The organism is Stenotrophomonas veracruzanensis (assembly GCF_032911525.1).
In the GTDB taxonomy this organism is placed as follows: Bacteria; Pseudomonadota; Gammaproteobacteria; order Xanthomonadales; family Xanthomonadaceae; genus Stenotrophomonas; species Stenotrophomonas africana.
Window position 1 is genome coordinate 172,962 of record NZ_JAWJTI010000001.1, and the last position, 26,273, is coordinate 199,234.

The 26,273-nt window shown below is 65.9% G+C and carries 24 protein-coding genes; 18 read left to right on the plus strand and 6 right to left on the minus strand.

The annotated features are described in order from the left end of the window. Positions 1-459 precede the first annotated feature (459 nt). The 5 genes from mdoH (at position 460) to hemC (ending at position 6,425) form a co-directional block, all read left to right on the plus strand. The gene (gene mdoH / locus R1H25_RS00785; protein WP_057499680.1) at positions 460-2,385 is read left to right on the plus strand and encodes a glucans biosynthesis glucosyltransferase MdoH; all 1,926 of its coding nucleotides are present in this window, start codon (positions 460-462) and stop codon (positions 2,383-2,385) included. A 50-nt stretch (positions 2,386-2,435) separates the two neighbouring features. Next, positions 2,436-3,095 carry an alpha/beta hydrolase gene (locus R1H25_RS00790; RefSeq protein ID WP_208043709.1) on the plus strand — a complete coding sequence of 220 codons (660 nt, stop codon included), beginning with the start codon at positions 2,436-2,438 and terminating at the stop codon, positions 3,093-3,095. Between the two features lie 3 nt (positions 3,096-3,098). Then, positions 3,099-4,142, plus strand: coding sequence for a sensor histidine kinase (locus R1H25_RS00795; protein ID WP_180839154.1), 1,044 nt, complete (start codon positions 3,099-3,101; stop codon positions 4,140-4,142). Positions 4,143-4,152: 10 nt separating this feature from the next. Continuing rightward, positions 4,153-4,884: a LytTR family DNA-binding domain-containing protein gene (locus R1H25_RS00800; RefSeq protein WP_049449107.1), complete on the plus strand. Its 732-nt coding sequence runs from the start codon at positions 4,153-4,155 to the stop codon at positions 4,882-4,884. Between the two features lie 629 nt (positions 4,885-5,513). Then, positions 5,514-6,425, plus strand: coding sequence for a hydroxymethylbilane synthase (hemC, locus tag R1H25_RS00805; RefSeq protein ID WP_317222344.1), 912 nt, complete (start codon positions 5,514-5,516; stop codon positions 6,423-6,425). A gap of 137 nt (positions 6,426-6,562) precedes the next feature. On the opposite strand, the gene R1H25_RS00810 is transcribed toward hemC, so the two are convergent. Next, positions 6,563-7,339, minus strand: a complete 777-nt coding sequence (locus tag R1H25_RS00810) for a YdiY family protein (protein WP_049448000.1) — start codon at positions 7,337-7,339, stop codon at positions 6,563-6,565. Between the two features lie 106 nt (positions 7,340-7,445). Continuing rightward, entirely contained in the window at positions 7,446-8,048 is a 603-nt protein-coding gene (locus R1H25_RS00815; RefSeq protein ID WP_317222345.1) for a hypothetical protein, read from the minus strand. Positions 8,049-8,129: 81 nt separating this feature from the next. Between R1H25_RS00815 and R1H25_RS00820 the strand changes: the two genes are divergently transcribed. Both R1H25_RS00820 and R1H25_RS00825 read left to right on the plus strand, forming a co-directional pair. Further along, a complete protein-coding gene (locus R1H25_RS00820) occupies positions 8,130-9,101 on the plus strand; it encodes a YafY family protein (RefSeq protein ID WP_010481302.1) in 972 nt (323 codons plus the stop codon). Positions 9,102-9,126: 25 nt separating this feature from the next. Further along, positions 9,127-9,921: a MetQ/NlpA family ABC transporter substrate-binding protein gene (locus R1H25_RS00825; RefSeq protein ID WP_049447998.1), complete on the plus strand. Its 795-nt coding sequence runs from the start codon at positions 9,127-9,129 to the stop codon at positions 9,919-9,921. Between the two features lie 135 nt (positions 9,922-10,056). Here the strand turns inward: R1H25_RS00825 and glpK are convergent, their stop codons facing one another. The 3 genes from glpK to R1H25_RS00840 all read right to left on the minus strand — a co-directional run bounded on the left by glpK (position 10,057) and on the right by R1H25_RS00840 (position 13,941). Further along, complete coding sequence (glpK, locus tag R1H25_RS00830) at positions 10,057-11,556, minus strand: glycerol kinase GlpK (protein ID WP_049447996.1); 1,500 nt, start codon at positions 11,554-11,556, stop codon at positions 10,057-10,059. A 79-nt stretch (positions 11,557-11,635) separates the two neighbouring features. Further along, on the minus strand, positions 11,636-13,117 hold the full coding sequence (gene glpD / locus R1H25_RS00835) for a glycerol-3-phosphate dehydrogenase (RefSeq protein ID WP_317222346.1): 1,482 nt from the start codon (positions 13,115-13,117) through the stop codon (positions 11,636-11,638). Positions 13,118-13,305: 188 nt separating this feature from the next. Then, positions 13,306-13,941: an OmpW family protein gene (locus tag R1H25_RS00840; protein WP_057500508.1), complete on the minus strand. Its 636-nt coding sequence runs from the start codon at positions 13,939-13,941 to the stop codon at positions 13,306-13,308. 186 nt (positions 13,942-14,127) lie between these two features. On the opposite strand from R1H25_RS00840, the gene R1H25_RS00845 reads away from it, so the two are divergent. From R1H25_RS00845 to R1H25_RS00860, 4 genes are all read left to right on the plus strand, one after another. Further along, positions 14,128-14,643 carry a DNA-deoxyinosine glycosylase gene (locus R1H25_RS00845; protein WP_080354816.1) on the plus strand — a complete coding sequence of 172 codons (516 nt, stop codon included), beginning with the start codon at positions 14,128-14,130 and terminating at the stop codon, positions 14,641-14,643. A gap of 167 nt (positions 14,644-14,810) precedes the next feature. Then, positions 14,811-16,523, plus strand: coding sequence for a dihydrolipoyllysine-residue acetyltransferase (aceF, locus tag R1H25_RS00850; RefSeq protein WP_317222347.1), 1,713 nt, complete (start codon positions 14,811-14,813; stop codon positions 16,521-16,523). Between the two features lie 107 nt (positions 16,524-16,630). Beyond that, entirely contained in the window at positions 16,631-18,439 is a 1,809-nt protein-coding gene (lpdA, locus tag R1H25_RS00855; protein ID WP_317222348.1) for a dihydrolipoyl dehydrogenase, read from the plus strand. 384 nt (positions 18,440-18,823) lie between these two features. Beyond that, positions 18,824-19,642, plus strand: a complete 819-nt coding sequence (locus tag R1H25_RS00860; RefSeq protein ID WP_317222349.1) for a hypothetical protein — start codon at positions 18,824-18,826, stop codon at positions 19,640-19,642. An 81-nt stretch (positions 19,643-19,723) separates the two neighbouring features. Here the strand turns inward: R1H25_RS00860 and R1H25_RS00865 are convergent, their stop codons facing one another. Then, on the minus strand, positions 19,724-20,542 hold the full coding sequence (locus R1H25_RS00865) for a hypothetical protein (RefSeq protein ID WP_049445053.1): 819 nt from the start codon (positions 20,540-20,542) through the stop codon (positions 19,724-19,726). 458 nt (positions 20,543-21,000) lie between these two features. Between R1H25_RS00865 and R1H25_RS00870 the strand changes: the two genes are divergently transcribed. The 7 genes from R1H25_RS00870 to atpG all read left to right on the plus strand — a co-directional run bounded on the left by R1H25_RS00870 (position 21,001) and on the right by atpG (position 26,236). After that, on the plus strand, positions 21,001-21,366 hold the full coding sequence (locus tag R1H25_RS00870) for a hypothetical protein (RefSeq protein WP_006394654.1): 366 nt from the start codon (positions 21,001-21,003) through the stop codon (positions 21,364-21,366). 30 nt (positions 21,367-21,396) lie between these two features. Next, entirely contained in the window at positions 21,397-22,197 is an 801-nt protein-coding gene (gene atpB, locus R1H25_RS00875; protein WP_057500511.1) for a F0F1 ATP synthase subunit A, read from the plus strand. A gap of 73 nt (positions 22,198-22,270) precedes the next feature. Next, the gene (atpE, locus tag R1H25_RS00880; RefSeq protein ID WP_005411133.1) at positions 22,271-22,576 is read left to right on the plus strand and encodes a F0F1 ATP synthase subunit C; all 306 of its coding nucleotides are present in this window, start codon (positions 22,271-22,273) and stop codon (positions 22,574-22,576) included. Positions 22,577-22,682: 106 nt separating this feature from the next. Beyond that, positions 22,683-23,153 carry a F0F1 ATP synthase subunit B gene (locus R1H25_RS00885; protein WP_005419512.1) on the plus strand — a complete coding sequence of 157 codons (471 nt, stop codon included), beginning with the start codon at positions 22,683-22,685 and terminating at the stop codon, positions 23,151-23,153. A gap of 2 nt (positions 23,154-23,155) precedes the next feature. Next, positions 23,156-23,683: a F0F1 ATP synthase subunit delta gene (locus tag R1H25_RS00890; RefSeq protein ID WP_049445057.1), complete on the plus strand. Its 528-nt coding sequence runs from the start codon at positions 23,156-23,158 to the stop codon at positions 23,681-23,683. 44 nt (positions 23,684-23,727) lie between these two features. Continuing rightward, positions 23,728-25,275 (plus strand): F0F1 ATP synthase subunit alpha, encoded by a 1,548-nt coding sequence (gene atpA / locus R1H25_RS00895; protein WP_014038567.1) that lies wholly within the window; start codon positions 23,728-23,730, stop codon positions 25,273-25,275. A 97-nt stretch (positions 25,276-25,372) separates the two neighbouring features. Beyond that, a complete protein-coding gene (atpG, locus tag R1H25_RS00900) occupies positions 25,373-26,236 on the plus strand; it encodes a F0F1 ATP synthase subunit gamma (RefSeq protein WP_049445058.1) in 864 nt (287 codons plus the stop codon). The last annotated feature ends 37 nt before the right edge of the window (positions 26,237-26,273 follow it).

Consider the following 26,273-nt stretch of genomic DNA (forward strand, 5'->3'; position numbering starts at 1 on the left):
GTGGAAGCAGCAGGTGCAGCGGACAGCAGGCAGCCCCTTCCCTGGGTCGTCGGCGCGCGGTGTGTACGGCGCAGCTGGGTGGGTCTGTGCCGTGCGGAAGACGGTGACCTGCCTGGTTAATGAAATGATAACCGTTCGCGTTTGTTACGATCCAGTACCCCCGGTGACGAAGTGACAACCTCCTGCGCCGCCACGGCACGCCTGCTGTTTGCTGAATGGGGATAAATCCCGGCGTAGACCTTCGCACGCGGCTTACATCCGGCGCCCTAGACTGGGCCGCATTTTCGATTCCGCCCCGTTGGAGATCGTGTGGGTTCCGGTAGTGACAGACATCGACTGTGTGGCCCAGCGCCGACACAGCCAGGACAAGTGCGGGCGCCGGGAAGGCGCGCCGGGAACCTTCGTGCATGCAGCCCGGCCGGGACGGCCGGCCGTGCCGATCGTGGGGAGTAAGCGGTGATGGGGGGGCAAACCATCCACGCAGGCGCGGAGGCACCCGGGCTCGACGCCGGGTGGGCGCTGCTGCCGGCCGAGTCGCCGCTGCAGATGCCCGAGCAGACCCTGCGCGCAGGCGAACTGAAGGTCCGCCGTCACCGCACCTCGCCGCGGCTGATCGGCCTGCGCCGGTTCTATATCTTCGGCGGCACGCTGGCGATGACCGCCATCGCCACCCGGATGATGTGGCGGGTGCTGTCGGCCAATGGCATCAGCGTGCTCGAAGCCTGCCTGCTGGTCCTGTTTGTCGGCCTGTTCGCCTGGATCGCGCTGTCTTTCGCCAGCGCCCTGGCCGGCTTCCTGACCGCCGTGTTCGATCGTGGCTACCGCCTCGGCATCGACCCGGACAAGCCGCTGCCAACCGTGCACAGCCGCACCGCGCTACTGATGCCGACCTACAACGAAGACCCGCGTCGCCTGTTGGCCGGCCTGCAGGCCATCTACGAATCAGTGGCCGCCACCGGCCAGCTGGAGCGCTTCGACTTCTTCGTGCTCAGCGACACACGCCGCGAGGACATCGCGCGCGCCGAGGAACAGGTGTTCGCCGAGCTGCGCGATCGCGTACCGGACGGCCGGGCGCGGCTGTTCTATCGCCGCCGTGGCGACAACAGCGGGCGCAAGGCCGGCAACATCGCCGACTGGGTGCGCCGCTTCGGTGGGGCCTACCCGCAGATGCTGATCCTCGACGCCGACAGCCTGATGACCGGCGACAGCATCGTGCGCCTGGTGGCCGGCATGGAACACAACGCCGATGTGGGCCTGATCCAGACCCTGCCGTCGGTGATTGGTGGCCGCACCCTGTTCGCCCGCATGCAGCAGTTCGGCGGCCGCGTGTACGGCCCGGTGATCGCCCGTGGCGTGGCCTGGTGGCATGGCGCCGAGAGCAACTACTGGGGTCACAACGCGATCATCCGCACCCGTGCCTTTGCCGACCACGCCGGCCTGCCGGCGCTGCCGGGGCGCAAGCCGTTCGGCGGCCACGTGCTCAGCCATGATTTCGTCGAAGCGGCACTGATGCGCCGCGGCGGCTGGGCCGCGCACATGGTGCCGTACCTCGGCGGCAGCTACGAGGAAGGGCCGCCGACCTTGACCGACCTGCTGGTGCGCGACCGCCGCTGGTGCCAGGGCAACCTGCAGCATGGCAAGGTGGTCGGCAGCCGTGGCCTGCACTGGATCAGCCGTACCCACATGCTGATCGGCATCGGCCATTACTTCACCGCACCGATGTGGGCGATGCTGATGTTGATCGGCATCGCCATTCCGCTGTTCCAGGAGGGCATCGATTTCAATGCCCTGCTGCACCTGTCACCGAGCGTGTACTGGCGCGCCCAGGATGAGGAGCAGGTGGTCCGCCTGTTCGCGGCGACCATGGCGGTGCTGCTGCTGCCCAAGGTGCTGGGCTACCTGGCGATGCTGCTGGACCCGGTCGACCGCCGTGGCTGCGGTGGCGCGATCCGCGCGTTCGTCTCGATGCTGGTGGAAACCGTACTGGCCGCGCTGATGGCACCGGTGGTGATGTACGTGCAGTCGCGCGGCGTCGCTGAAGTGTTGTCCGGCCGCGATTCCGGCTGGGATGCGCAGCAGCGTGACGACGGCGGCATTTCATGGATGGCACTGATCCGTGGCTACGGCGGCCTCGGCGTGTTTGGTGCGTTCATGGGCGTGCTGGCCTGGGCGGTGTCGCCGTCGCTGGCAGCCTGGATGGCACCGGTGGTGATCGGCATGGTGCTGGCGGTGCCGGTGGTGGCGCTGACCTCCTCGCGCGGCCCGGGTGCCTTCCTGCACCGTCTTGGGCTGCTCGATATCCCCGAGGAGAACATCCCGCCGCCGGTGCTGGTGCGTGCGGCACAACTGCGCCGGGAAGCCGCCGAGCAACCGCCGCTGTACTGATCCGCCTGCGCCAGCGGCATAATGCGGCTCGAACTTGAAGGAGCCGCATCATGCTGCAAACGGTGGAACAGGAAACCGGCGCCTCGCCGCAGTGGTCGGTGATCTGGCTGCACGGCCTCGGTGCCGACGGCCATGACTTCGCGCCGATCGTGCCGGAACTGGTGCGCCCGCACTGGCCGGCGCTGCGCTTCGTGTTCCCGCATGCACCGGTGCGGCCGATCACGATCAACAACGGCGTGCCGATGCGTGGCTGGTACGACATCGTCGGCATGGATTTCCGTTCGCGTGCCGACATGGCCGGCGTGCAGGAATCGGTGGTGCAGCTGGATGCACTGATCGCCCGCGAGATCGAGCGTGGCATCGCGCCGGAAAGGATCTTCCTGGCAGGTTTTTCGCAGGGCGGCGCGATCATCCTGACCGCCGCGCTGTCGCGCACTGCGCCGCTGGCCGGTCTGATTGCGTTGTCCACCTACCTGCCCGAAGCTGAAGGCGCCAAGCGCGTTGATGGTGCCGTGCAGGTGCCGGTATTCATGGCCCATGGCAGCAGCGACCCGGTGATTCCACAGGCGGTGGCCGTACACAGCGCGCAGGCGTTGCAGGCGCTGGGCCTGGATGTGGAATGGCACAGCTACCCGATGGCCCACCAGGTCTGCGCCGAAGAGATCCAGGCGCTGGGTGACTGGCTGCAGGAACGGCTGGGCGTCGCCTGAGCCATGCCCCCGGCCAGCACGCCGCCGTGGATGCCGGAACTGTGCCGCCTGCCGCGGCTGGCGGCGATGCTCGGCCTGGCCGAGCTGGTGGTGGTAGTGCTGGCGCTGGCGCCCGATGGCAGCCGTCACTGGACCTTCGGCGAACTGTTGTCGGCCAGCGGCTTCGCGTTGTGGCTTGCGCTGGCGGTGACCGCCAGCCTGTGCCTGCTGCGGCAGGCGCTGTCGAGGTTGCCGCAGCTGCTGGGGGCCGTCGCGGCGATCACGCTGGCGACCCTGATCGCGGTGGTCTGCGCCGGCATCGTGCATGCGCTGTACGCGGTGCTGGGGGACAACTTTGCTCGGGGAATCAGCTTCTGGCGCTTCACGCTCGGCAGCGCGGCCACCACCGCGCTGATCACCGCGCTGGCCCTGCGCTATTTCTACGTGAGCGACCGCTGGGCCGCGCAGGTGCAGGCCAATGCCCGTGCCCAGGCCGACGCGCTGCAGGCGCGGATCCGTCCGCATTTCCTGTTCAACAGCATGAACCTGATCGCCAGCCTGCTGCATCGCGACCCGGCTGTAGCCGAACGTGCGGTGCTCGATCTGTCCGATCTGTTCCGTGCCGCGCTGGGTGCCGGCGAGGGCGATTCCACCCTGCGTGACGAGTGCGAGCTGGCCGAGCGCTACCTGTCGATCGAATCACTGCGCCTGGGCGAGCGCCTGCAGGTGCGCTGGCAGCGCGACGAGCCGCTGCCGTGGGACCTGCCATTGCCGAGGCTGGTGCTGCAGCCGCTGGTGGAGAACGCCGTGCTGCACGGCATCTCGCGCCTGCCCGAAGGCGGCACCATCGAGCTGCAGCTGGCGCGCGAGGGCAATGAGCTGCAGATCCGCGTGCGCAATCCGGCGCCAGACCCGCAGGCACCCGGGCTGGCCCTGGCGCGCGGTGCCGGCCATGCCCAGCACAGCATCGGCCATCGGCTGGCCTGGCGCTTCGGCAGCGCCGCCCGGATGACGGCTGGCTGGAGCGAGGGCTACTATGCCTGCCAGGTGACAGTGCCGATCCAGTGAGGGGACGATCGTGAGGGTAGTCATCGCCGATGACGAACCGCTGGCGCGTGAGCGCCTGCGCAGCCTGTTGGCCGCGCAGGACGGCGTGGATGTGGTGGCCGAGGCCGGCAATGGCGAGCAGGCCCTGCACGCGTGCGCGGAGCTGCAGCCGGACCTGGTCCTGCTGGATATCGCCATGCCTGGGCTGGATGGCCTGGAAGCCGCCCGCCACCTGGCCAGCTTCGAGCCGCGCCCGGCGGTGGTGTTCTGCACTGCCTACGACGCGCATGCACTGTCGGCGTTCGAGGCCGCAGCGATCGACTACCTGATGAAGCCGGTGCGCGCCGAACGCCTGGCAGCGGCGATTGCGCGTGCACGCACGTTCCTGGCCGGCCGCGACGGCCAGCCGCAGGAACACAGCGGGCAGCAGGCCCGCAGCATGCTGTGCGCGCGCCTGCGTGGCAGCCTGCGCCTGATCCCGCTGGACGACATCCACTACCTGCAGGCCGAAGAGAAGTACGTGGTAGTACACCACGCGCGCGGCGAGGACCTGATCGAGGAATCGCTGAAGTCGCTGGAAGAAGAGTTCGCCAGCCGCTTCATCCGCATCCATCGCAACTGCCTGGTGGCACGCCATGAGCTGGTGGAGCTGCGTCGTGGCACGGGCGGCCAGGTGCAGGCGATGCTGCGTCATGGCAAGCAACCGCTGGAAGTCAGCCGCCGCTGCGTGGCGACGCTGAAGCAGGAACTGCGGCATCTGTGAGTGTTCCGCGCGGCCTGCGGCCGCGACTGCTGTGAAATCAACAGCAACAGCAACAGCAACGGCGGGTTGGTCGGCTCGTTGGTGCTACGTACTGGGTCGGGCCGGGGTGGGGTGGCGGGACACGTTGCAAGTACATCCCTGTAAGCTCGATGGCGCCTTGCTCGTGTGCGCTGTCCTGCGCACACGGCAAGACCGGGGTTGGGCGTCCTGCCCAACCCGCCCGAGGCATGCCTCGGGCCCATGGCGCCAACGGTCCCGCCCGCCCATCCCGCCTCACCCTCGCGAATTTCCCGGTGACGGACGGCAAAGGCATTGTTGTTATCGGAGTGGAGAAATGTTGAGTCGAGCCATGCTCGACTTAGAGCGAAGCGACCCGCTGTTGCTCTGCTTTTCTTTTGATCTTCCGTGGCTGGCGCGCACGGAAACTGTCAGAGGTCGGGCGGGATGGACTGCGCAGGGGCGTGAGCCGCATGGATGCGGCGACCGGAGCTTACATGGACGTACTTGCAGCGGCCCCTGCGCAGTCCATCCCGCCCGGCCAAGCACGGCTGTTGCTTTCACGCCCCCCAGCCAGCCACGAGGGGCTCCGCCGTTGGCCGTATCCGCGCCGAAGGCGCGATAATGACCGGATGGAAACCGTCCGCATCGCCACCCGCAAGAGCCCGCTCGCCCTCTGGCAGAGCGAACACGTCGCCGACCGCCTGCGCCAGGCCCATCCCGGCCTGCATGTGGAACTGGTGCCGATGAGCACCCGCGGTGACGAGGTGCTCGACCGTTCGCTGGCCGCCATCGGTGGCAAGGGCCTGTTCCTGAAGGAACTGGAGCTGGCCATGCTGCGTGGCGAGGCCGACTGCGCCGTGCATTCGCTCAAGGACGTGCCGATGGAACTGGACACACCGTTCGCGTTGCCGGCCATGCTGACCCGCCACGATCCCGCCGATGGCTTCGTTTCCAATCTGTACGCCTCGCTGGACGCGCTTCCGATCGGCGCGCGCGTCGGGACCTCGTCGCTGCGTCGCCAGGCCCAGCTGCGCGCGCTGCGCCCGGACCTGGAGCTGCTGGACCTGCGCGGCAACGTCAATACCCGCTTGGCCAAGCTCGACAACGGTGGCTACGACGCCATCGTGCTGGCCGTGGCCGGCCTGGAGCGGCTGGGCCTGGGCGAGCGCATCGTCGCGCGCCTGCAGCCGCCGCAGTGGCTGCCGGCCCCGGCGCAGGGCGCGGTGGCAGTGGAGTGCGATGGTGGCAATGCGCGCCTGATGGCGCTGTTCGCCCAGCTTGATGACGCGGCCACGCGTGCCTGCGTGGAGGCCGAGCGGGCGATGAACCGTGCGTTGCATGGCAGCTGCCATGTGCCGGTGGCGGCCATCGCGCAGTGGCAGGGCGACGACCTGCACCTGCAGGGCCTGGTTGGCAGCGCCAGCGATGGCCGTGCGGTGCGTGCTGCGGCGGTGGGTCCGGCCAGTGACCCGGAAGCGCTGGGCCAGCGCGTGGCGAAGCTGTTGCTGGATGCCGGTGCAGGCGAACTGCTGAACGTCTGAGCCACGCATCTGTAGAGTCGAGCCATGCTCGACTGCTCTTTTCGCAGAGGCGGGCCTGCTCGACGGGCCGGCCAACAGCAGTCGAGCATGGCTCGACCCTACAAAAGGAAGAACGGGCGCCCTCGCGCCCGTTCTGCTTATTTGAACTTGTAGACCACGTTCATCGTGGTCAGCGTATCGGTCTTGCGCTTGTCCTCGGCCACGTCACTGTTGTAACGCGCCTGCCAGCCGGCCTTCAGCGCCAGATGCTCGTTCATGCTCACCGAAACACCGAAGTCGTTCTGGCCAAAGGTGTTGTAGGAACCCGATTCGACCAGCAGGGTGTTGACCAGGTCGGTGTTGTCGGTCAACGAGTACTTCATGTCGAACAGGCCGCGGCCGATCATGCCGGTGCGGGTGCGGTCGTCCTCGGTGCTGTGGGTGCGGCGCACACCGGGGCCGATCTGCGCGTCGAACGAGAAGCGCTCGGTGTTCCACAGGCGGGTGCCGTAACCCAGACCGAACGAGCTCTGGCGGTCGTAGGTGGCGAAGTCGTCGCGTTCGGTACGCACCGTCGCGGTCAGCTGGCGGTGCTCGCCCAGCTGCAGCGCGCTGCCGGCACTGCCGGTGTAGCGGTTGGCGGTGGTGTTGTTGCGGCGGGTGGTCGTGCCGTCGTCGTTGGTCTCGGTCACCTTGGAGCTGGAGCGCAGGCCGAACAGATCCATGCTGTGCACCCAGTCGCCGTCGGTGTAGCGCAGGCGCAGGCGGCCGTTGAAGCTCTCGGTGCTGCTGTTGCCACGTGCCGAAGCGAAACCGAGCTCGCCGCCACTGCCGCTCCACGGCGAGGACATCGCCGCCAGTTCGGAGGCATCCTGCGCATATGCGAGCGGTGCGCACAGCAGCAGGGGGATCAGCAGGGACACGCGCAGGGACATCGGGGCTTCTCCGAAGCGATTGACAGCCGGTGATGATACTGGAAGCGTGATGGCGGTCCGAATCGATCCAATGCGCGCTTCAGCGAACGTTGCCGCGATCGCCTATTCAGGGCAGATCGACGCGCAATGCCGGGTCGTTGAAGCGCGAATAGCGCAGGCGCAGCTGGAAGCTGCGGCCATTGCTGCTGCCGCTGCGCACGATCTGGCGTGGCAGGCCCTGGGCGTCCACCCAGTATTCCAGGCGTTCGCCGGGCTGGGCGCCACGCAGCCGGTAGTGACGGGTTTCGACGCCATCCAGCGACTGGCTGCCCAGGTCTTCGGCCTGCAGGTCGGCGGGCAGGGCATCGGCCGGCAGCGGATTGCGCCACTGCTCCAGCAGGCCCGGCGGGGTTGGCACCTGGCGGACCGCACCCTCGGCCTGCAGGAACATGGTGTCGCCGACGATGGTCTGCGGCCCGGCCGGGGTCTGCACCCGGAAACGGTCGGGGGCGACGAAGTCCATGGCGCTGCGCACCGGCTGCGGCGCACCCAGCACCTCCAGTTCGGCGTGGAAGCTGCGCAGGGCCGAGAAGCGCTGGCTGGCGCCCAGCACTGCCTGCGCCGGATCCGCAGCCGGCACGGGCGCTTCGGTGCTGGCCGGCGCGGGCGCGCGATCACAGGCGGCCAGCAGCAGGCAGGCCAGCAGGGACAGGGCAGGCAACCGGCGCATCGGGTGTTCCAGAGGGGTGGGGGCGACCACGATAGCCCAAACGTCCCACACAAGACCCGCGACTCGGACATAATCGGGGGTATGGACCGATACGAACGCATCACCGCCCTGCATCGTCTGCTCAAGTCCGCACGCTATCCGGTGACGGTGGCGACCCTGCAGGACAAGCTCGGTTGTTCCCGTGCCACCGTCTACCGCGACCTGGCCTTCCTGCGCGATGCGCTGATGGCACCGATCGAAGGCGACGGCGAGGCGGGCTTCCGCTACCAGGCCGACGAGAGCGACCGCTTCGAGCTGCCCGGCCTGTGGTTGAGCTCGGAGGAACTGCATGCCCTGCTGGCCTCGCAGCATCTGCTGGCGCGGACCGGCGGCGGTGTGCTGTCCTCGGTGCTGGCACCGCTGCAGCAGCGCATCGAGAGCCTGCTGGCCGCCCAGGCCGGCGTCTCCAGCTGGCCGGTGGACCGTGTGCGGGTGATTCCGCACCGCGGTCGCAAGTTCGATGAAGGCAGCTTCCGCAGCGTGGCTTCAGCCGTGCTGGAGCGCCGCCAGCTGGCGTTCGAGTACCGCGCCCGTTCCACCGACGAGCCGACCAAGCGCACCGTTTCGCCGCAGCGCCTGACCCACTATCGCGACAACTGGTACCTGGATGCCTGGGACCATGACCGCGAGGCGCTGCGCAGCTTTGCCGTGGATCGCATCCACAAGGCGCGGGTGATCGACAGCACCGCCCGCGATGTGGCCGACAGCGAGCTGGACGAGCAGCTGGGGGCCAGCTATGGCATCTTCTCCGGCGCGCCGAAGGGCTGGGCGACCATTCTGTTCAGCGCCAAGGCCGCGCGCTGGGTGGCCGACGAGCACTGGCATTCCAAGCAGCAGGGCCGCTTCCTGGCCGATGGCCGCTATGAACTGAAGGTGCCGTACAGCGTTTCGCGCGAGCTGCTGATGGACGTGCTGCACTACGGCTCGGATGCCGAGATCGTCGAGCCGGTGATGCTGCGCGAGCAGGCCAAGGCGCTGCTTGAGCTCGCCCTGAGCAATTACGACAACTCCTGACCTCCCCCCGAGAAGCCTTCCGCCCATGAAGAAGACCCTGTTGCTGCCCCTGCTTGCCGCTGCGCTGGCCCTGACTGCCTGCGGCAAGTCCGGCGAACCCTCGCAGAAGCTGGTGGTGGCCGCCACGGCTGTGCCGCATGCCGAGATCCTTGAAGTGGTCAAGCCGATCCTGAAGCAGGAAGGCGTGGACCTGGACGTGCGCGTGTTCAACGACTACGTGCAGCCCAACGATCAGCTGGTGCAGAAGCAGGTGGACGCCAACTACTTCCAGACCGAGCCGTACCTGGACGCCTACAACCGCGATCGCAAGACCGATCTGGTGAAGGTGATCGGCGTGCACATCGAACCGTTCGGTGCGTACTCGCGCAAGATCAAGTCGCTGGCCGAGCTGCGCGAAGGGGCCGACGTGGTGATCCCGAACGATCCGAGCAACAACAGCCGCGCGCTGATCCTGCTGCACAAGGCCGGCGTGATCGAGCTGAAGGATCCGACCAACGCGCTGTCGACCCTGCGTGACATCACCGCCAATCCGAAGAACCTGAAGTTCCGCGAGCTGGACTCGGCGATGCTGCCGCGCGTGCTGGACCAGGTCGACCTGGCCCTGATCAACACCAACTACGCGCTGGACGCCGGCCTCAACCCGACCAAGGATGCCCTGGCGATCGAGAGCAAGGACTCGCCGTATGTGAACTTCCTGGTCGCACGCCCGGACAACAAGGACGACGCCCGCGTGCAGAAGCTGGCCAAGGCGCTGACCAGCCCGCAGGTGAAGGCCTTCATCGAGACCAAGTACAAGGGCGCGGTGCTGCCGGCGTTCTGACGCCAGCGCCCATTCCCCTGTAGAGCCGAGCCTATGCTCGGCTCTGCTTTTTGCGGTATCCCGCCAGCGGCAGCCGAGCATGGCTCGGCTCTACAGTGTCACTCCACGTGCCGCAGCCGGGCGGGCATTGAAGTTTCAATCGACGTGGAAGGCGAGGGTGGCCGCCACGGCCTGCTGCCATCCTGCATACAGTTTCTCGCGCCGGGCCACGTCCATCTGTGGCTCGAAGCGCCGGTCCAGGCCCCACTGCGCGGCGATCTGTTCGCGGCTGGACCAGAACCCCACTGCCAGGCCGGCCAGGTAGGCCGCACCCAGCGCGGTGGTTTCGGTCAGTCGCGGCCGCAGCAGCGGCACACCGAGGATGTCGGCCTGGAACCCGGCCAGGAAGTCGTTGCCGATCGCACCGCCGTCGGCGCGCAGCTCGGTCAGCGCGATACCGGCATCGGACTGCATTGCATCGAGTACGTCGCGGGTCTGGTAGGCCATTGCTTCCAGCGCGGCGCGCACGAAGTGCGCCTTGCGCGTGCCACGGGTCAATCCGAACATCGCGCCACGCACATCACTGCGCCAATAGGGTGCACCGAGGCCGACAAACGCCGGCACCAGGTAAGCGCCGCCGCTGTCGGGCACCTGCGCGGCCAGTGCCTGGCTGTCGCTGGCGCGCTCGATCATGCGCAGCCCATCGCGCAGCCACTGCACCACCGAGCCGGCGATGAAGATCGAGCCTTCGAGTGCATATTCCACGCGCCCGTCCAGGCCCCAGGCGATGGTGGTCAGCAGTCCGTTGCGCGAACGCACCGCCTGCGTACCGGTGTGCATCAGCATGAAGCAGCCGGTGCCATAGGTGTTCTTGACCATGCCCGGCTGGAAGCAGGCCTGGCCGAACAGCGCCGCCTGCTGGTCTCCGGCGATGCCGGCGATCGGGATCGGATGATCGAAGAAGAACTGCGGCCGCGTGTGTGCGTACACCGCGCTGGAGTCGCGCACCTGCGGCAGCATCGCGCGCGGGATGTCCAGCAGCGCCAGCAGGTCGTCATCCCAGTCCAGCGTGTGGATGTTGAACAGCAGTGTGCGCGCGGCGTTGCTGTAGTCGGTCACGTGCGCCTGGCCACCACTGAGGTTCCACACCAGCCAGCTGTCGATGGTGCCGAACAGCAGTTCGCCGCGCTCGGCGCGCTGCTGCGCGCCCTCCACGTGGTCAAGAATCCAGCGCACCTTGGTGGCGGAGAAATAGGCGTCGATCAGTAGACCGGTGCGCTCGCGGACCAGCGCCTCGTGCCCTTCGGATTTCAGCCGCTCACAGATGGCGTGGCTCTGCCGCGACTGCCAGACGATGGCGTTGTGGATCGGCTGGCCGGTGGCACGGTCCCAGACCACGGTGGTTTCGCGCTGGTTGGTGATGCCCAGTGCGGCGATATGGCGCGGGTCGACCTGGGCACGGCTGAACAGTTCGGTCAGCGTGGCATAGACGCTGGTAAGGATCTCGCGCGGGTCATGCTCGACCCAGCCGGGCTGCGGGAAGATCTGCGCGAACTCGCGCTGCGCACTGCCAACGATGTCGCCGGCACGGTCGAACAGGATCGCGCGCGAACTGGTGGTGCCCTGGTCGATGGCCAGCACGTAGCGGGGCGTCATGCAGCGTCTCCGGTGGCGATGGTGTTGGTAGAGTCGAGCTTGCTCGACTGCTTTTCATGTCAGTCGAGCAAGCTCGACTCTACCGTCTATCCATCCACGCCTGCAGCCGGGCCACCTGCGCAGCATCCAGCCGCAACCCCAGTTTGCTCCGCCGCCACAGCACGTCCCCGGCGTCCCAGGCCCATTCGTGGTCGCGCAGGAAAGCCACTTCGCGCGCATGCAGGCCGCCGCCAAAGTCCTCGCCAAGATCGCTCAGACCCTGCAGGCCATGCAGCAGCTCCGCACTACGGCTGCCGTAGGCGCCCGCCCAGCGTCGTGCCATATCCGCAGGGAGCCACGGTGCCAGTGCTCGCAGGCGAGCGCATGCCTGTGCAGCGTCACCCCAGTCGCTGCCAGGCAGGGGGTGTCCGCGTGCTGTCCAGGCCGGGCCCATCTGCGGCAGGGCCGGTCGCAGCAGGTCCAGCGCTTCCTCGGCCAGCACCCTGTAGGTGGTCAGCTTGCCGCCCAGCACATGCAGTGCAGGTGCCGGGTTGGACTGCAGCTGCAGCCGGTAGTCACGGCTCAGCTTTGCCGCACGTGGGTCCGGGTCGGCCAGCAGCGGGCGTACACCGGCGAACTGCCAGACCACATCATCTGCACTGATCGGTTCGCGCAGGTAGCGATTGACCGCTTCGCACAGGTAGGCGACCTCGGAGGGCAGCACGCTGCAGCGTGCCGGATCGCCGCGGTAGTCGGTGTCGGTGGTGCCGACCAGCAGATGATCGTGGGCAAACGGCAGCAGGAACACCACGCGGCCATCGGGTTGCTGCAGCAGGCAGGCACTGTCATCGGGCCAGGGGCAGCGCAGCACGATGTGGCTGCCCTGCACCAGTCGCAGCGCGGGACCGCCGCCGCTGCGTGCCTCCATCTGCTCCAGCAGGCCACCGGCCCATGGGCCGGCCGCGTTGGCGACGGCATGCGCGGTCACATGCTGCTGGCCATCGGCGGATTCCAGTACGGCCTGCCAACGGCCCTGCACAGGGCGCAGTTCGATGCAGCGGCTGCGCACATGCACCTGTGCGCCACGCTGGGCAGCGTCCAGGGCGTTGAGCAGCACCAGGCGCGCGTCATCGACCTGCGCGTCGGCGTAGCTGAAGGCCTGCCGCAGATCCGGGGCGAGCCAGGGGCCGAGCGGATCACGCTGAAGGTCCAGAGCGCGCGATGCGGGAAACGCCGGGCTGCGCTGGCCCAGGTGGTCGTACAGCCACAGTCCCACGCGCAGCATCCAGCGCGGGCGCAGGTGCGGTTCCCACGGCAGTACGAAGCGCAATGGATGGACTAGATGGGGTGCCTGCCGGCGGACCACCTCGCGTTCGCCCAGCGCCTTGCGCACCAGGCCCAGCTCGCCCTGTTCCAGGTAGCGCAGGCCGCCGTGGATCAGTTTGCTGCTCGCACTGGAGGTGTGCGCAGCCAGATCGTGCTGCTCGCACAGCATCACCCGCAGGCCCCGGCCGGCCGCATCACGGGCGATGCCGGCACCGTTGATGCCGCCACCGATCACCAGCAGGTCGATTTCGTGCATCGCGCCTCCGCATTCTGTGTGTGCGTAGAGTCGACCGTCAGTCGACTGCCTTTTGTAGAGTCGAGCCATGCTCGACTTTTGAAAGGACAGTCGACTGACAGTCGACTCTACAGACAGCAGGTGACGGAAACGACGACGGGCCCCGAAGGGCCCGTCGCGTTACATCAGTGAAGCAGGTGCAGCCTGGATCAGAAGCGGGCGCCGATGCCGAAGCCGACGGTCCACGGATCCATCTTGGCTTCGCCGATCTTCTCGCCGCCGACCTTGATGTCCGGGCGGGCGCGCATGTAGCGGGCGTCGGCACGGGCGAACCAGGTGGAGTTGATGTTCATGTCGACGCCGACGGTGCCGATCACGCCCTTGGCATCCTTGAAGCGGATGTCGGTGTCAGCGCCGTTGCCCAGCTTCTCGTTGCTGAAGGTCGACTGGTAGTAGCCCACGCCCACGAACGGACGGAACACGTTGTCGGCCTGGCCGAAGTGGTACTGGCCGCTCAGGGCGACCGGCTGCTGCTCAACCGAGCCAACGCGGGCGTTGTTCGGGCCCTTGAAGGTGTTGTCGAACTTGTCGGCAGCGCCCCACAGTTCAACGGCCCAGTTGTCGTTGATGTAGTAGCTGAAGCTGACGGTCGGCGCCGGGCCGCCATCGGTCTTCTTCACGCCGGTGATCGGGTCGTTCTTCGGTTCCAGCAGCGAGATGCCGCCAACAACGGCAAAATGCTTGCCCGAAGCGGTGTCGGTGCTGCTGCTGTCCTGGGCGAAAGCGGCCGGCGCGAACGCGGCGGAGGTCAGCAGGGCGAGACTCAGGATACGGATGGAGCGCATGGGGGTATCTCCTAATGTTTCTTGTTTTGGGCCCCCGGTTGCGGGGCGAGCACACCGTAGTCGCCTCAACATGAATCGAATCCGACGCGCGTTAAAAAATAGTTGTCCTTGTTCAGCGATCAGCGCGAAAAGCCTGTATTGATGGGGTTTCCGGTCATCGGCGGCATTCATTCAGTTGGAGAAGATGTGAGCGCGGCAACGATGTGCATTGGCCTGCAAGCGCAGGTGAACGTGGATTGCAGGGTGCTGCTGCTGGGCTCGATGCCCGGCGTGGCGTCGCTGCAGGAGCAGCGTTACTACGCGCATCCGCGCAATCGTTTCTGGCCGCTGCTGGCGGATATCTGCGGATTCGACGCGGGTCTGCCCCATGCGCAGCGACTGCAGGCACTACAGGCGGCAGGTGTTGGCCTGTGGGACGTGATCGGCCGGTGCGAGCGGCGCGGCAGCCTCGATGCGGATATCGTGCGCGGCACGGAAGTGCCCAATGCGCTGCCGGCATTGATCGCTTCGCTTCCTGAGCTGGAGCTGATCGGCTGCAACGGCGCCGCATCGCTGAAGGCATTCCAGCGTTGGGTGCTGCCCTGCCTGGAGGCCCCGCCAAGGCTGCTGGCACTGCCGTCCACCAGCCCGGCCAATGCGGCCTGGTCGCTGCCACGGCTGCGCCAGGCCTGGCAGCCGGTAGCCGACGTACTGGCGACATGAAGCGGACATCGTCCGGACAATACGCTACCGACTGGATGCAGCCACAACCCATGGACAACAGCGTGTCCCGGCTGCGTGCGTACTGAAAACACCTGTAACGGTTGGCGCTGGCCCCCGCTGGCCGCACAATAGACGTTTCCCTACACCAGATTGCCGGAGTTATCCCCATGGCCGAAATCAAGGAAGCACTTGTCCCCGATATCGGTGACTACAGCGATATCCCGGTAATCGAGGTGCTTGTCGCCGTCGGCGACACGGTCAAGAAGGACCAGGGCCTGGTGACGCTGGAAAGCGACAAGGCGACCATGGAAGTGCCGTCCTCGGTGGCTGGCGTGGTCAAGGAACTCAAGGTCAAGGTCGGCGACAGCCTGTCCGAGGGCAAGGTCGTGGCCCTGATCGAAGTGGCCGAAGGCGAAGCCGCCAAGCCGGCGGCGGCTGCGCCGGCACCGGCCAAGGCGGCTGCCCCGGCTGCCGCCACCCAGAGCGCGCCGGCCCCGGCCGCAGCTGCGCCGGCCGCTCCGGCTGCCAGCGGTGGTGCGGTGGAAGCGCGGGTGCCGGATATCGGCGACTACGCCGGCATTCCGGTCATTGAAGTGCTGGTCGCCGTCGGCGACACGGTCAAGAAGGACCAGGGCCTGGTCACGCTGGAAAGCGACAAGGCCACCATGGAAGTGCCGTCGTCGGTGGCCGGTGTGGTCAAGGAGATCAAGGTCAAGGTCGGTGACACGCTGTCGCAGGGCAATGTGGTCGCCATCATCGAAGCCGAGGGCGCTGCCGCGCCGGCGCCGACCAAGGCTGCCGCTGCTGCCGCTCCGGCTGCCGCCGAGACCGCCACCAAGGTCGAGCCGGTCGCTGTGCCGGCGCAGCCGGACAAGCTGGCGGCCCGCGAGATCGCCTCGGCCGGTACCCCGTCCAGCCCGCCGGTGCAGTTCAACGCCGATGGCGTGCTGCCGGCCAAGGTGCCGTATGCCACCCCGGCGGTGCGTGTGTTCGCCCGCGAACTGGGCGTGGACCTGCTGCAGATCAACGGCACCGAGAAGGGTGGCCGCATCACCAAGGGTGACGTGCAGAAGTTCGTCAAGGCCGCGCTCAGCGGTGGCGTGCCGGCGGCCGGCGGTGCTGCAGTCGCTGCCGGTGGTGGCCTGAACCTGCTGCCGTGGCCGAAGGTCGATTTCAGCAAGTTCGGCGAGACCGAAGTCCAGCCGCTGTCGCGCATCAAGAAGATCTCCGGTGCGAACCTGGCCCGCAACTGGGCCATGATCCCGCACGTCACCCAGTTCGAGCAGGCCGACATCACCGACCTGGAAGGCCTGCGCGTGGCACTGAACAAGGAGAACGAGAAAGCCGGCATCAAGCTGACCATGCTCGCCTTCCTGATCAAGGCCAGCGCCGCGGCGCTGAAGAAGTTCCCGGAATTCAACGCTTCGCTCGATGCCAGCGGTGAAAACCTGACCTTGAAGAAGTACTTCCACATCGGCTTCGCCGCCGACACGCCGAACGGTCTGGTCGTGCCGGTCATCCGCGACGTGGACAAGAAGGGCGTGGTGCAGATCGCGCAGGAAACCGGCGAACTGGCCAAGAAGGCGCGCGACGGCAAGCTGGGTCCGGCCGACATGAGCGGCGGCTGCTTCTCGATCAGCTCGCTGGGCGGCATCGGCGGCACCGCGTTCACCCCGATCGTCAATGCACCGGAAGTGGCCATCCTCGGCGTCTCCAAGTCGTCCATCCAGCCGGTCTGGAACGGCAAGGAATTCGCACCGAAGCTGATGCTGCCGCTGTCGCTGAGCTACGACCACCGCGTCATCGACGGCGCCCTGGCCGCACGCTTCACCACGTACCTGTCGCAGGTACTGGCCGACATGCGCCGCGTGCTGCTGTAAGGCACCGCTTCGCCCCCACCGTGCGGCCGCTGCCCCTGGCGCGGCCGCGTGAACAGATGCAGTGACAGCCCGCCGGCACCGCCGCGCGGGCACGAGGAAAACCCACCATGGCCACGATTGAAGTCAAGGTTCCCGACATCGGCGATTACAGCGATGTGCCGGTGATCGAAGTGTTGGTCGCCGTCGGCGACACGGTGAAGAAGGATCAGGGTCTGGTGACCCTGGAATCGGACAAGGCGACCCTGGAAGTGCCGTCCTCGGCCGCCGGCGTGGTCAAGGAAATCAAGGTCAAGCTGGGCGATACCCTGTCCGAAGGCGCCGTGGTCGTGCTGCTGGAGTCCGAAGGCGCCGCCGAAGCGCCGGCCAAGGCCGCTGCGCCGGCCCCGGCTGCGGCCGCTCCGGCCAGCAAGCCGCCGGTGACCCCGTCGCACCGCGCCCCGGCTGAACCGGCTGCACCGAAGCCGGCGCTGTCCAGTGGCAAGCCGGCCGACATCGAATGCGAAATGGTCGTGCTGGGCTCGGGCCCGGGCGGCTACACCGCCGCCTTCCGCGCCGCCGACGTCGGCCTGGATACGGTGCTGGTCGAGCGCTACGCCAGCCTCGGTGGCGTCTGCCTCAACGTGGGCTGCATTCCGTCCAAGGCACTGCTGCATGCTGCAGCGGTCATCGACGAAGTGGCCCATGCCGGTGATTTCGGCGTCGAGTTCGGCAAGCCGACCATCACCCTGGACAAGCTGCGCCAGTACAAGGAAAAGGTCGTCAACCAGCTGACCAAGGGCCTGGCTGGCATGGCCAAGCAGCGCAAGGTCCGCAGCGTGCAGGGCGTCGGCAAATTCGTTTCGGCCAACGAGCTGGAAATCACTGCTGCTGACGGCAGCACCCAGCTGCTGCGCTTCCAGAAGTGCATCATCGCCGCCGGTTCGCAGGCAGTGAAGCTGCCGAACTTCCCGTGGGACGACAAGCGCGTGATGGACTCCACCGACGCGCTGGAACTGGCCGAAGTACCGGGCTCGCTGCTGGTCGTCGGCGGCGGCATCATCGGCCTGGAAATGGCCACCGTTTATGGTGCGCTGGGCAGCAAGGTCACCGTGGTCGAGTTCATGGACCAGCTGATGCCGGGCGCCGACAAGGACCTGGTCAAGCCGCTGGCCGACCGCCTGAAGAAGCAGGGCATCGAAGTGCACCTGAAGACCAAGGCCTCCGGCGTGACCGCCGATGCCAAGGGCATCACCGTGACCTTCGAAGCCGCCGAGGAAGGCCAGGCGCCTGCGCTGGCGCAGGGCACCTTCGACCGCGTGCTGGTGGCCGTGGGTCGCTCGCCGAACGGCAAGAAGATCGATGCCGAGAAGGCTGGCGTGCAGGTGACCGACCGCGGGTTCATCCCGGTCGATCGCCAGATGCGCACCAACGTGCCGCACATCTTTGCCATCGGCGACATCGTCGGCAACCCGATGCTGGCCCACAAGGCCACGCACGAGGGCAAGCTGGCCGCTGAGGTGGCCGCCGGCCACAAGAAGGAATGGGTTGCGCGCGTGATCCCGTCGGTGGCCTACACCAACCCGGAAATCGCCTGGGTCGGCGTGACCGAGACCGAAGCCAAGGCCAAGGGCCTGAAGGTCGGCGTGGCCAAGTTCCCGTGGGCGGCGAGCGGCCGCGCGATCGGCATTGGCCGTACCGAGGGCTTCACCAAGCTGATTTTCGACGAAGAGACCCACCGCATCATCGGTGGTGCCATCGTCGGCGTGCACGCGGGTGACCTGCTGGCCGAGATCGGCCTGGCGATCGAGATGGGTGCGGAAGCCGAGGACATCGGCCACACCATCCATGCGCACCCGACGCTGAGCGAATCAGTGGCGATGGCCTCGGAAATCTACGACGGCACGATCACCGATCTGTACATGCCGAAGAAGAAGTAGCGCCGGGCCGCGCCCGGCGGGCACTTCGTGCGGCACGAAAAACCCGGCGGAAGCCGGGTTTTTTGTTGCCGGCCGTTGCCGTCTGATCACGCCAATTCTGTCGTATTTGGCCTGTTGCGACCCATGGCGCTCCTCGCGCCCGGCGTGCGGGAGTGAATTTCATCGGGAGCCAGTCCGTGGCGCTCAATGCGCAGATAGGGGGCATCGCGCGGCCAATTGCGGCGGTGAATATCGTGAACGGCCTCGAGCGCGTCTCGGCATCGCCTGTGCAGGTTTGATGGAGCGGCGAACGTCATCGCGGTGAATAGTCGGTATTTGATGTGGCCGGAAATCAGCAACTATCTTCCCCAGCCCCAACATCAGCCAACAGGCGCGACCCCAACCATGACGCAGCTGCAATCTCCTCAGACCGGGGAGCTGATCGAAACCTTCACATACCGCAAGTGGCCACTTGTACTGATGTACGCATTGGCAGGGATATTCTTTCTGGCAGCTGCATTCCTGCTCGTACTGAAGAACCACGTACCGGTCGATGGCTACAGGACCATCCACATGGGCGTAGCACTTGTGCTGGGGTGTGGACTGGCCGTTCTGGGTCTGACGGTATGGCAGGGAACGCTGCGCAAGGCCCGGTATGAAGTCTATGAGCGCGGGATCACAGAGGTTGTCGGCAGGAAGCGCACCTACATCGCGTTCGCTGAGATGCAGGACCTCTACTTGTTTGGTACCGGCAAGCTGGGAGTGGCGGGGGTTCTCACCGATGTCGCCTACCGCCTCGCACCAACGACCGCCTTCCACTGGGCAAACCAGCATCTTCGGCGGCATTTCGAATTCATGCAGCTCGTCTGCCAGCTGCATGTGCGGGAGCGCCTCCCGGTGATGATCTCGGAATTGAGATCAGACGCTGTGGTTACCTTCAACTACGTCTCCAGCGCACAGGTCTGGAAAAAGCGAATCCTGGGGAAATACCTTGACGTCACAACCCAGCCCATCCTGCTGACCCGCACCCATATCGAGGTGGGTGGGCGCCGCATTCCAGCCGCAGCGCTGGCCCAGGTCGATATCAACCAGTGGAGCGAGCGCATCACGATCAAGGATGCATCAGGTGCCGTGGCGCTTTCCACGATAGCGAGTGGGATCTTCAGTCTGGATCTCTTCCTGGAAACGTTGGCTTGGATCCTTCGAGATGAAAATCGCGCCTGACTGAGCGGGCAACAAGAAAGCGCGGCCCCGATGTTCCGGAGGCCGCGCCAGGAGAGAGAGTGCCGTGGAAGGGGCAGGGGTTCAGAACACGAAGCTGATACCGGCCACGGGGCCCTTGAATTCCTGCTTGAGGCCGACAGTACCGTCGCTGCCCTTCTTGTCCACGTCCAGCTTGAACCAGTCGTAGCCGGCGAACACACCGAAGTTCTTGGTGAAGCGGTAATCGACGATGGCATTGGCGCGGCTCAGGTCGCCCTTGTAGTCATCGAAGCTGCCCCAGCGCGTGTTCAGGTACTGGCCCTGCAGCGTGATCATCCAGCGCTCGGACGGAGTGAAGGTCATGCGCGCACCCACCACAGGTGCCACGCCATCGGCCTTCTCGTTGAGGAACTGGCCTTCGTACACCGTGCCCAGGTCGGCATAGCCCTTGGTGCTGACCTTGGCGTACTCGCCACCGATCTGCAGACCCAGGTCAAAGGTGTCGGTATCGACGACCGAATAGTCGTAGACCAGGCTCGCCACCTGATACTTCAGCTCGCCCTTCACGAAGCTGCCGGCCGGCACGTTCTCACCGCCGAAGGAAATGCCCTGGTCGAGCGTCTCGCGACGGTCCTTGTCGTACTTGAAGTAGTTGAACAGCAGGCGCTGACGGTTGCTGATGCGGAACATGCCGTCAATGCGCGGCTCCCATTCCTTGCCACCCAGCTTGAAGTCCTGGTTCAGGGAGATGTCCTGGCCGGCCACAGTGGTGCTGCCGCGGAGGGTGTTGTCCGAATCGATGTTCATCGCACCCAGACGGATGGCAAAGCGGTCGTCGCCTTCGGCGGCGTGGGCGGCATTGGCGAACGAGGCGCCGGCAGCGAGCAGGGAAAGGGCGAGCAGGGTGGGTACGGGGCGCATCGAAGAGTCCTTGCAGTGGTTCATCAGAATGAAGACCACTGTGCCGGACGCCGCCGTCCACCATCCGTGAACGTATGGTCCACGGAGTGTGCACGGTTCAGCGCTGTCGTGACCGCGCAAAAAGATGGCCCCGGAGCCGGGCTTCGGGGCCATCGTGGGACCTGCGGGGCGGAGCGTCGACGAGGTTGCTGCAGGCAGGTCGAAAGATCGGACCGGCGCAGTCGGCGAAAGTTCCGCGCCTGCGACCAAAGTTCAATACTGCGGTGCAGCATCACGCGGACGTCATTGTCCCCCGGGTGGCACGCAAAAATGTAACCGTTACCGCAACTTGCGGCTTCCAGGGATGAACAGGGAGCGGTTGTCTCGCAAATTGTCCCATTGCTATAATTTGGCGGCTCGATGAGGCCCCCCTGCTGTAGCCGCCTCAGCCCTCCACTTGCAACCACGCGGGACGTCCTGTGCTGAACTCCGTTGATGCGGGTCGGCGACTGATGCTGCGCGCCGCGGTCTACCCGCTGGCCGCGGTGGCTGTCCTGGCCCTGGCCTTCCTGCTGGTAGGTCCGAAGTATGCCCTCGGCGCGCTGGCGTCCGGTGTGGCCATTTCGGCCGGTGGCTGGGTGGCGGCGCGGATGGCACTGGGCGGTGGGGCACTGGCCGCAGGATCGGCGATGGCTCGCCTGATCATTGCGATCGTGGCCAAGTGGGTCGTGGTTTTCGGCGTCCTGCTGGTGGGGTTCCTGGTCTTCAAGCTGCCTGCGTTGGCGCTGTTGGCCGGTATCGCCGTCGGCTTGATGTTCCAGGTCCTGGCCATGGCCAGGCGTTGACAGAATTCAATTAACTAAGGTTCCGGACACATGGCGGGCGAGGCTCTAACCCCTACCAGCTACATCCAGCATCACTTGCAGAACCTGACCGCTCCGGTCGGCAAGGGCGAGGGTATGTTCTGGCATATCCACGTCGATACCTTCCTCACCGCGGTCCTGATGGGCCTGGTGATCGTGGTCGCCTTCTGGCTGGGCACCCGCAAGGCCACCGCCGGTGTGCCGGGCAAGTGGCAGGCCTTCGTGGAAATCTGCCTGGAGTTCGTTGACCGCCAGGCCAAGGACACCTACCACGGCAAGAGCAAGCTGGTCACGCCGATCGCCATCACCATCTTCTTCTGGATTCTGTTGATGAATCTGCTGAAGATGATCCCGGCCGACTTCATCGCCAAGCCGCTGGAATGGGCGGGCGTGCACTACTGGAAGCCGGTGCCTACCGCTGACGTCAATGCCACCCTGGGCATGGCCATCAGCGTGTTCTTCCTGATGCTGTTCTTCGCGCTCAAGTCCAAGGGCCTGGGCGGCTTCATCAAGGAATTCCTGACGGCGCCGTTCGGCAAGTGGATGATGCCGTTCAACCTGATCCTCAACATCGTCGAGTGGCTGAGCAAGCCGATCTCGCTGGCGATGCGACTGTTCGGCAACATGTTCGGCGGCGAAATCGTGTTCCTGCTGATCTGGGTGCTGGGTGGTGCCGGTTTCTTCGGTGCCATTGCCGGTGGTGTGTTCGGCCTCGGCTGGATGCTGTTCCACCTGCTGGTGATCCCGCTGCAGGCCTTCATCTTCATGATGCTGTCGATCGTGTACCTGAGCCTGTCGGAAGACGCTCACTGAGTTTCAAGCTTCAACGCGTTTCAACCTTCATCCGTTTCATCACCCTTAGCAACTTAAGTTCCTGGAGATAACCATGTACTTCGCCGTCCTGACCAACTTCGCGCAGATTCAGAGCTCCACCGCCCTTGCCGTCGGCATCATGATCGGCCTGGCCGCGCTGGGCGCCGGTCTGGGTCTGGCCATCATGGCTGGTAAGTTCCTGGAGTCGGCCGCCCGCCAGCCGGAACTGATCCCGGTCCTGCAGGTCCGCATGTTCATCACCGCTGGCCTGATCGACGCCGCGTTCATCATCTCGGTCGCTGTCGGCCTGCTGCTGGCCTTCGCCAACCCGCTGTCGGCTGCCTTTGCTGGCGCCGTCACCAAGGCTCTGGCCGGCTGATACAGCGGTTTGAGACGACCGGGTGCTGATGCACCCGGTTTCGGATGAAGGCCGGATGTGCCGCTTCGGCGGCACGTCCACCCCGAAACCAGCGATCGAGCTAACCATGAATATCAATTTCACCCTTCTTGCGCAGGCGCTCGCCTTCGCTGGTCTGATCTGGATCATCGCGACCAAGATCTGGCCGCCGCTGATGAACGCGATCGAAGAGCGCCAGCAGAAGATTGCTGAAGGCCTCGCTGCTGCCGACCGCAGCCAGAAAGATCTGGCCCAGGCGCAGGAGAAGGTCAACGAAGCGTTGAAGGAAGCACGCACCAAGGCCAACGAGATCATCGATCAGGCCCACGCGCGCGCCAACCAGATTGTCGATGCTGCACGCAACGAAGCGATCACCGAAGCCACCCGTCAGAAGGAACTGGCCCAGGCTGAAATCGACGCCGCCGCCAACCGTGCCCGTGAAGATCTGCGCAAGCAGGTGTCCGCGCTGGCCGTGACCGGTGCCGAAAAGCTGCTCAAGCGCGAAATCGACGCCAACGCCCACAAGGCGCTGCTCGACGAGCTGGCCTCGGAGATCTAAGGATGAGCCAGGCCCTCACGCTTGCCCGCCCGTACGCCCGCGCCGCGTTCGCGACCGCGCGCGACGAAGGCGCGTTCGCGCCGTGGTCGGACGCCCTGGCGTTCTCCGCCCACGTCGCCGCCGATCCGCGCGTGGCGGCCCTGCTCGCCAACCCGGAGCTGGGCCGTGACGACGCCGTCGCCCTGCTGGCGCCGGTGTCCCACGGCGAGACCTACTCGCGCTTCCTGGCCATCCTGGCCGAATCGCATCGTCTGCCGCTGCTGCCGGAAATCTCCGGCATGTTCGACGCCCTGCGCGCCGAAGCCGAGCACGTGGTCAAGGCCACGGTGACCTCGGCTTCCGAGTTGTCGGCCGGAGAGCTGGACGCGATCAAGGTTGCGCTGCGCAAGCGCTTCAACCGCGAGGTCGAAGTGACCACCGCGGTCGATGCTTCGCTGATCGGCGGCGCCGTGATCGACGCCGGCGACGTGGTCATCGATGGTTCGCTGAAGGGCAAGCTGGCCCGTCTGCAGACCGCGCTCGCTAACTGAATTCATTTAACGTCCGGCCCCGCTGCCGGCACTAGGACTTGACGATGGCAACCACGCTCAACCCCTCCGAAATCAGCGAACTGATCAAGAACCGCATCGAGAAGGTCAAGCTGGCCGCGGAATCGCGCAACGAAGGCACCGTGACCAGCGTGTCCGACGGCATCGTGCGAATCTTCGGTCTGGCCGACGTGATGCAGGGCGAAATGATCGAACTGCCGAACAACACCTTCGCCCTGGCCCTGAACCTGGAGCGCGACTCGGTCGGCGCCGTGGTCCTGGGTGACTACGAGAACCTGCGCGAAGGCGACGTCGCCAAGACCACCGGCCGCATCCTGGAAGTGCCGGTCGGTCCGGAACTGCTGGGCCGCGTCGTGAACGCACTGGGCGAGCCGATCGACGGCAAGGGCCCGCTGGGTACCGACCTGACCGCTCCGGTGGAGCGCGTTGCTCCGGGCGTGATCTGGCGCAAGTCGGTCGACCAGCCGGTGCAGACCGGTTACAAGTCGGTCGACTCGATGATCCCGATCGGCCGTGGCCAGCGCGAGCTGATCATCGGTGACCGCCAGACCGGCAAGACCGCGATGGCGATCGATGCGGTGATCAACCAGAAGGGCACCGGCATCAAGTGCGTGTACGTTGCGATCGGCCAGAAGGCTTCGACCATCGCCAACATCGTGCGCAAGCTGGAAGAGAACGGCGCGCTGGCCCACACCATCGTGGTGGCCGCGACCGCTTCCGAATCGGCAGCCATGCAGTACATCAGCGCCTACTCGGGCTGCACCATGGGTGAGTACTTCATGGACCGCGGCGAAGACGCGCTGATCGTGTACGACGATCTGTCCAAGCAGGCCGTTGCCTACCGCCAGATCTCGCTGCTGCTGAAGCGCCCGCCGGGCCGCGAAGCCTACCCGGGTGACGTGTTCTACCTGCACTCCCGTCTGCTTGAGCGCGCTGCCCGCGTGTCCGAGGAATACGTCGAGAAGTTCACCGAAGGCAAGGTCACCGGCAAGACCGGTTCGCTGACCGCGCTGCCGATCATCGAAACCCAGGCCGGCGACGTGTCCGCCTTCGTTCCGACCAACGTGATCTCGATCACCGACGGCCAGATCTTCCTGGAAACCGACCTGTTCAACGCCGGCATCCGCCCGGCCGTCAACGCCGGTATCTCGGTGTCGCGCGTCGGTGGCTCGGCCCAGACCAAGATCATCAAGAAGCTGTCCGGCGGCATCCGTATCTCGCTGGCCCAGTACCGCGAGCTGGCTGCGTTCGCGCAGTTCGCCTCGGACCTGGACGAAGCGACCCGCAAGCAGCTGGAGCGTGGCCAGCGCGTCACCGAGCTGATGAAGCAGAAGCAGTACGCGCCGATGTCGATCGCCAACCAGGCGCTGTCGATCTACGCCGTCAACGAGGGTTACCTCGACGACGTGCCGGTCAACAAGCTGCTGGCGTTTGAAGAAGGCCTGCACGCCCACTTCGCCAACACCCAGGGCGAGCTGATCAGCAAGGTCAACGCCACCGGCGGTTGGGACAACGACATCGAAGGTGCCTTCAAGAAGGGCATCGCCGAGTTCAAGACCACCGGCAGCTGGTAATCGCGGTCCTGTAGAGCGGAGCCGCTGGCTCCGCTGGACCAGATGACAAACGGTTGAACAACGCGGGGCATCAGCCCCGCGCCACGGGAAACAAGAGATGGCAAGCGGACGCGAAATCAAAACCAAGATCAAGAGCGTGCAGAACACCCGCAAGGTGACGCGCGCCCTGGAAATGGTCTCGGCCTCCAAGATCCGCAAGGCGCAGGATCGGATGAAGACCTCGCGTCCGTACGCGCAGGCGATGAAGCAGGTGATCGGTCACCTGGCCCAGGCCAGCACCGACTACCAGCATCCGTTCCTGGTCGAGCGTGAGCAGGTCAAGCGGGTCGGCTTCATCGTGATCTCCTCCGATCGCGGCCTGGCCGGCGGCCTGAACAACAACCTGTTCCGCCGGATGCTGGGCGAAGCCAAGACATGGCAGGACAAGGGTGCGGAAGTGGACCTGGTGACCATCGGCCAGAAGGCATCGACCTTCTTCCGCCGCGTGAAGGTCAACATGGTCGGCAGCGTGACCCACATCGGCGACGTGCCGAAGCTGGAATCGCTGATCGGTGTGATCAAGGTCATGCTCGACGCCTTCACCGAAGGCAAGGTCGACCGCGTGTACCTGGTCTACAACCGCTTCGTGAACACCATGACGCAGAAGGCCAGCTTCGATCAGCTGCTGCCGCTGCCGCCGGCTGAGAAGCAGGTCGCTCACCACGACTGGGATTACCTGTACGAACCCGATGCCGCGACCGTGCTCGAGCACGTGATGACGCGTTACATCGAGTCGCTGGTGTACCAGGCACTGCTGGAAAACGTCGCCTCCGAGCATGCCGCACGCATGGTCGCGATGAAGGCGGCGAGCGACAACGCCAACAAGCTGATCGGCGAACTGCAGCTCGTCTACAACAAGGCGCGCCAGGCAGCGATCACCCAGGAAATCTCCGAAATCGTCGGCGGCGCGGCAGCAGTCTGACCGCGTTCGTTCAAAGCACACATTTAGAGGATGCAGC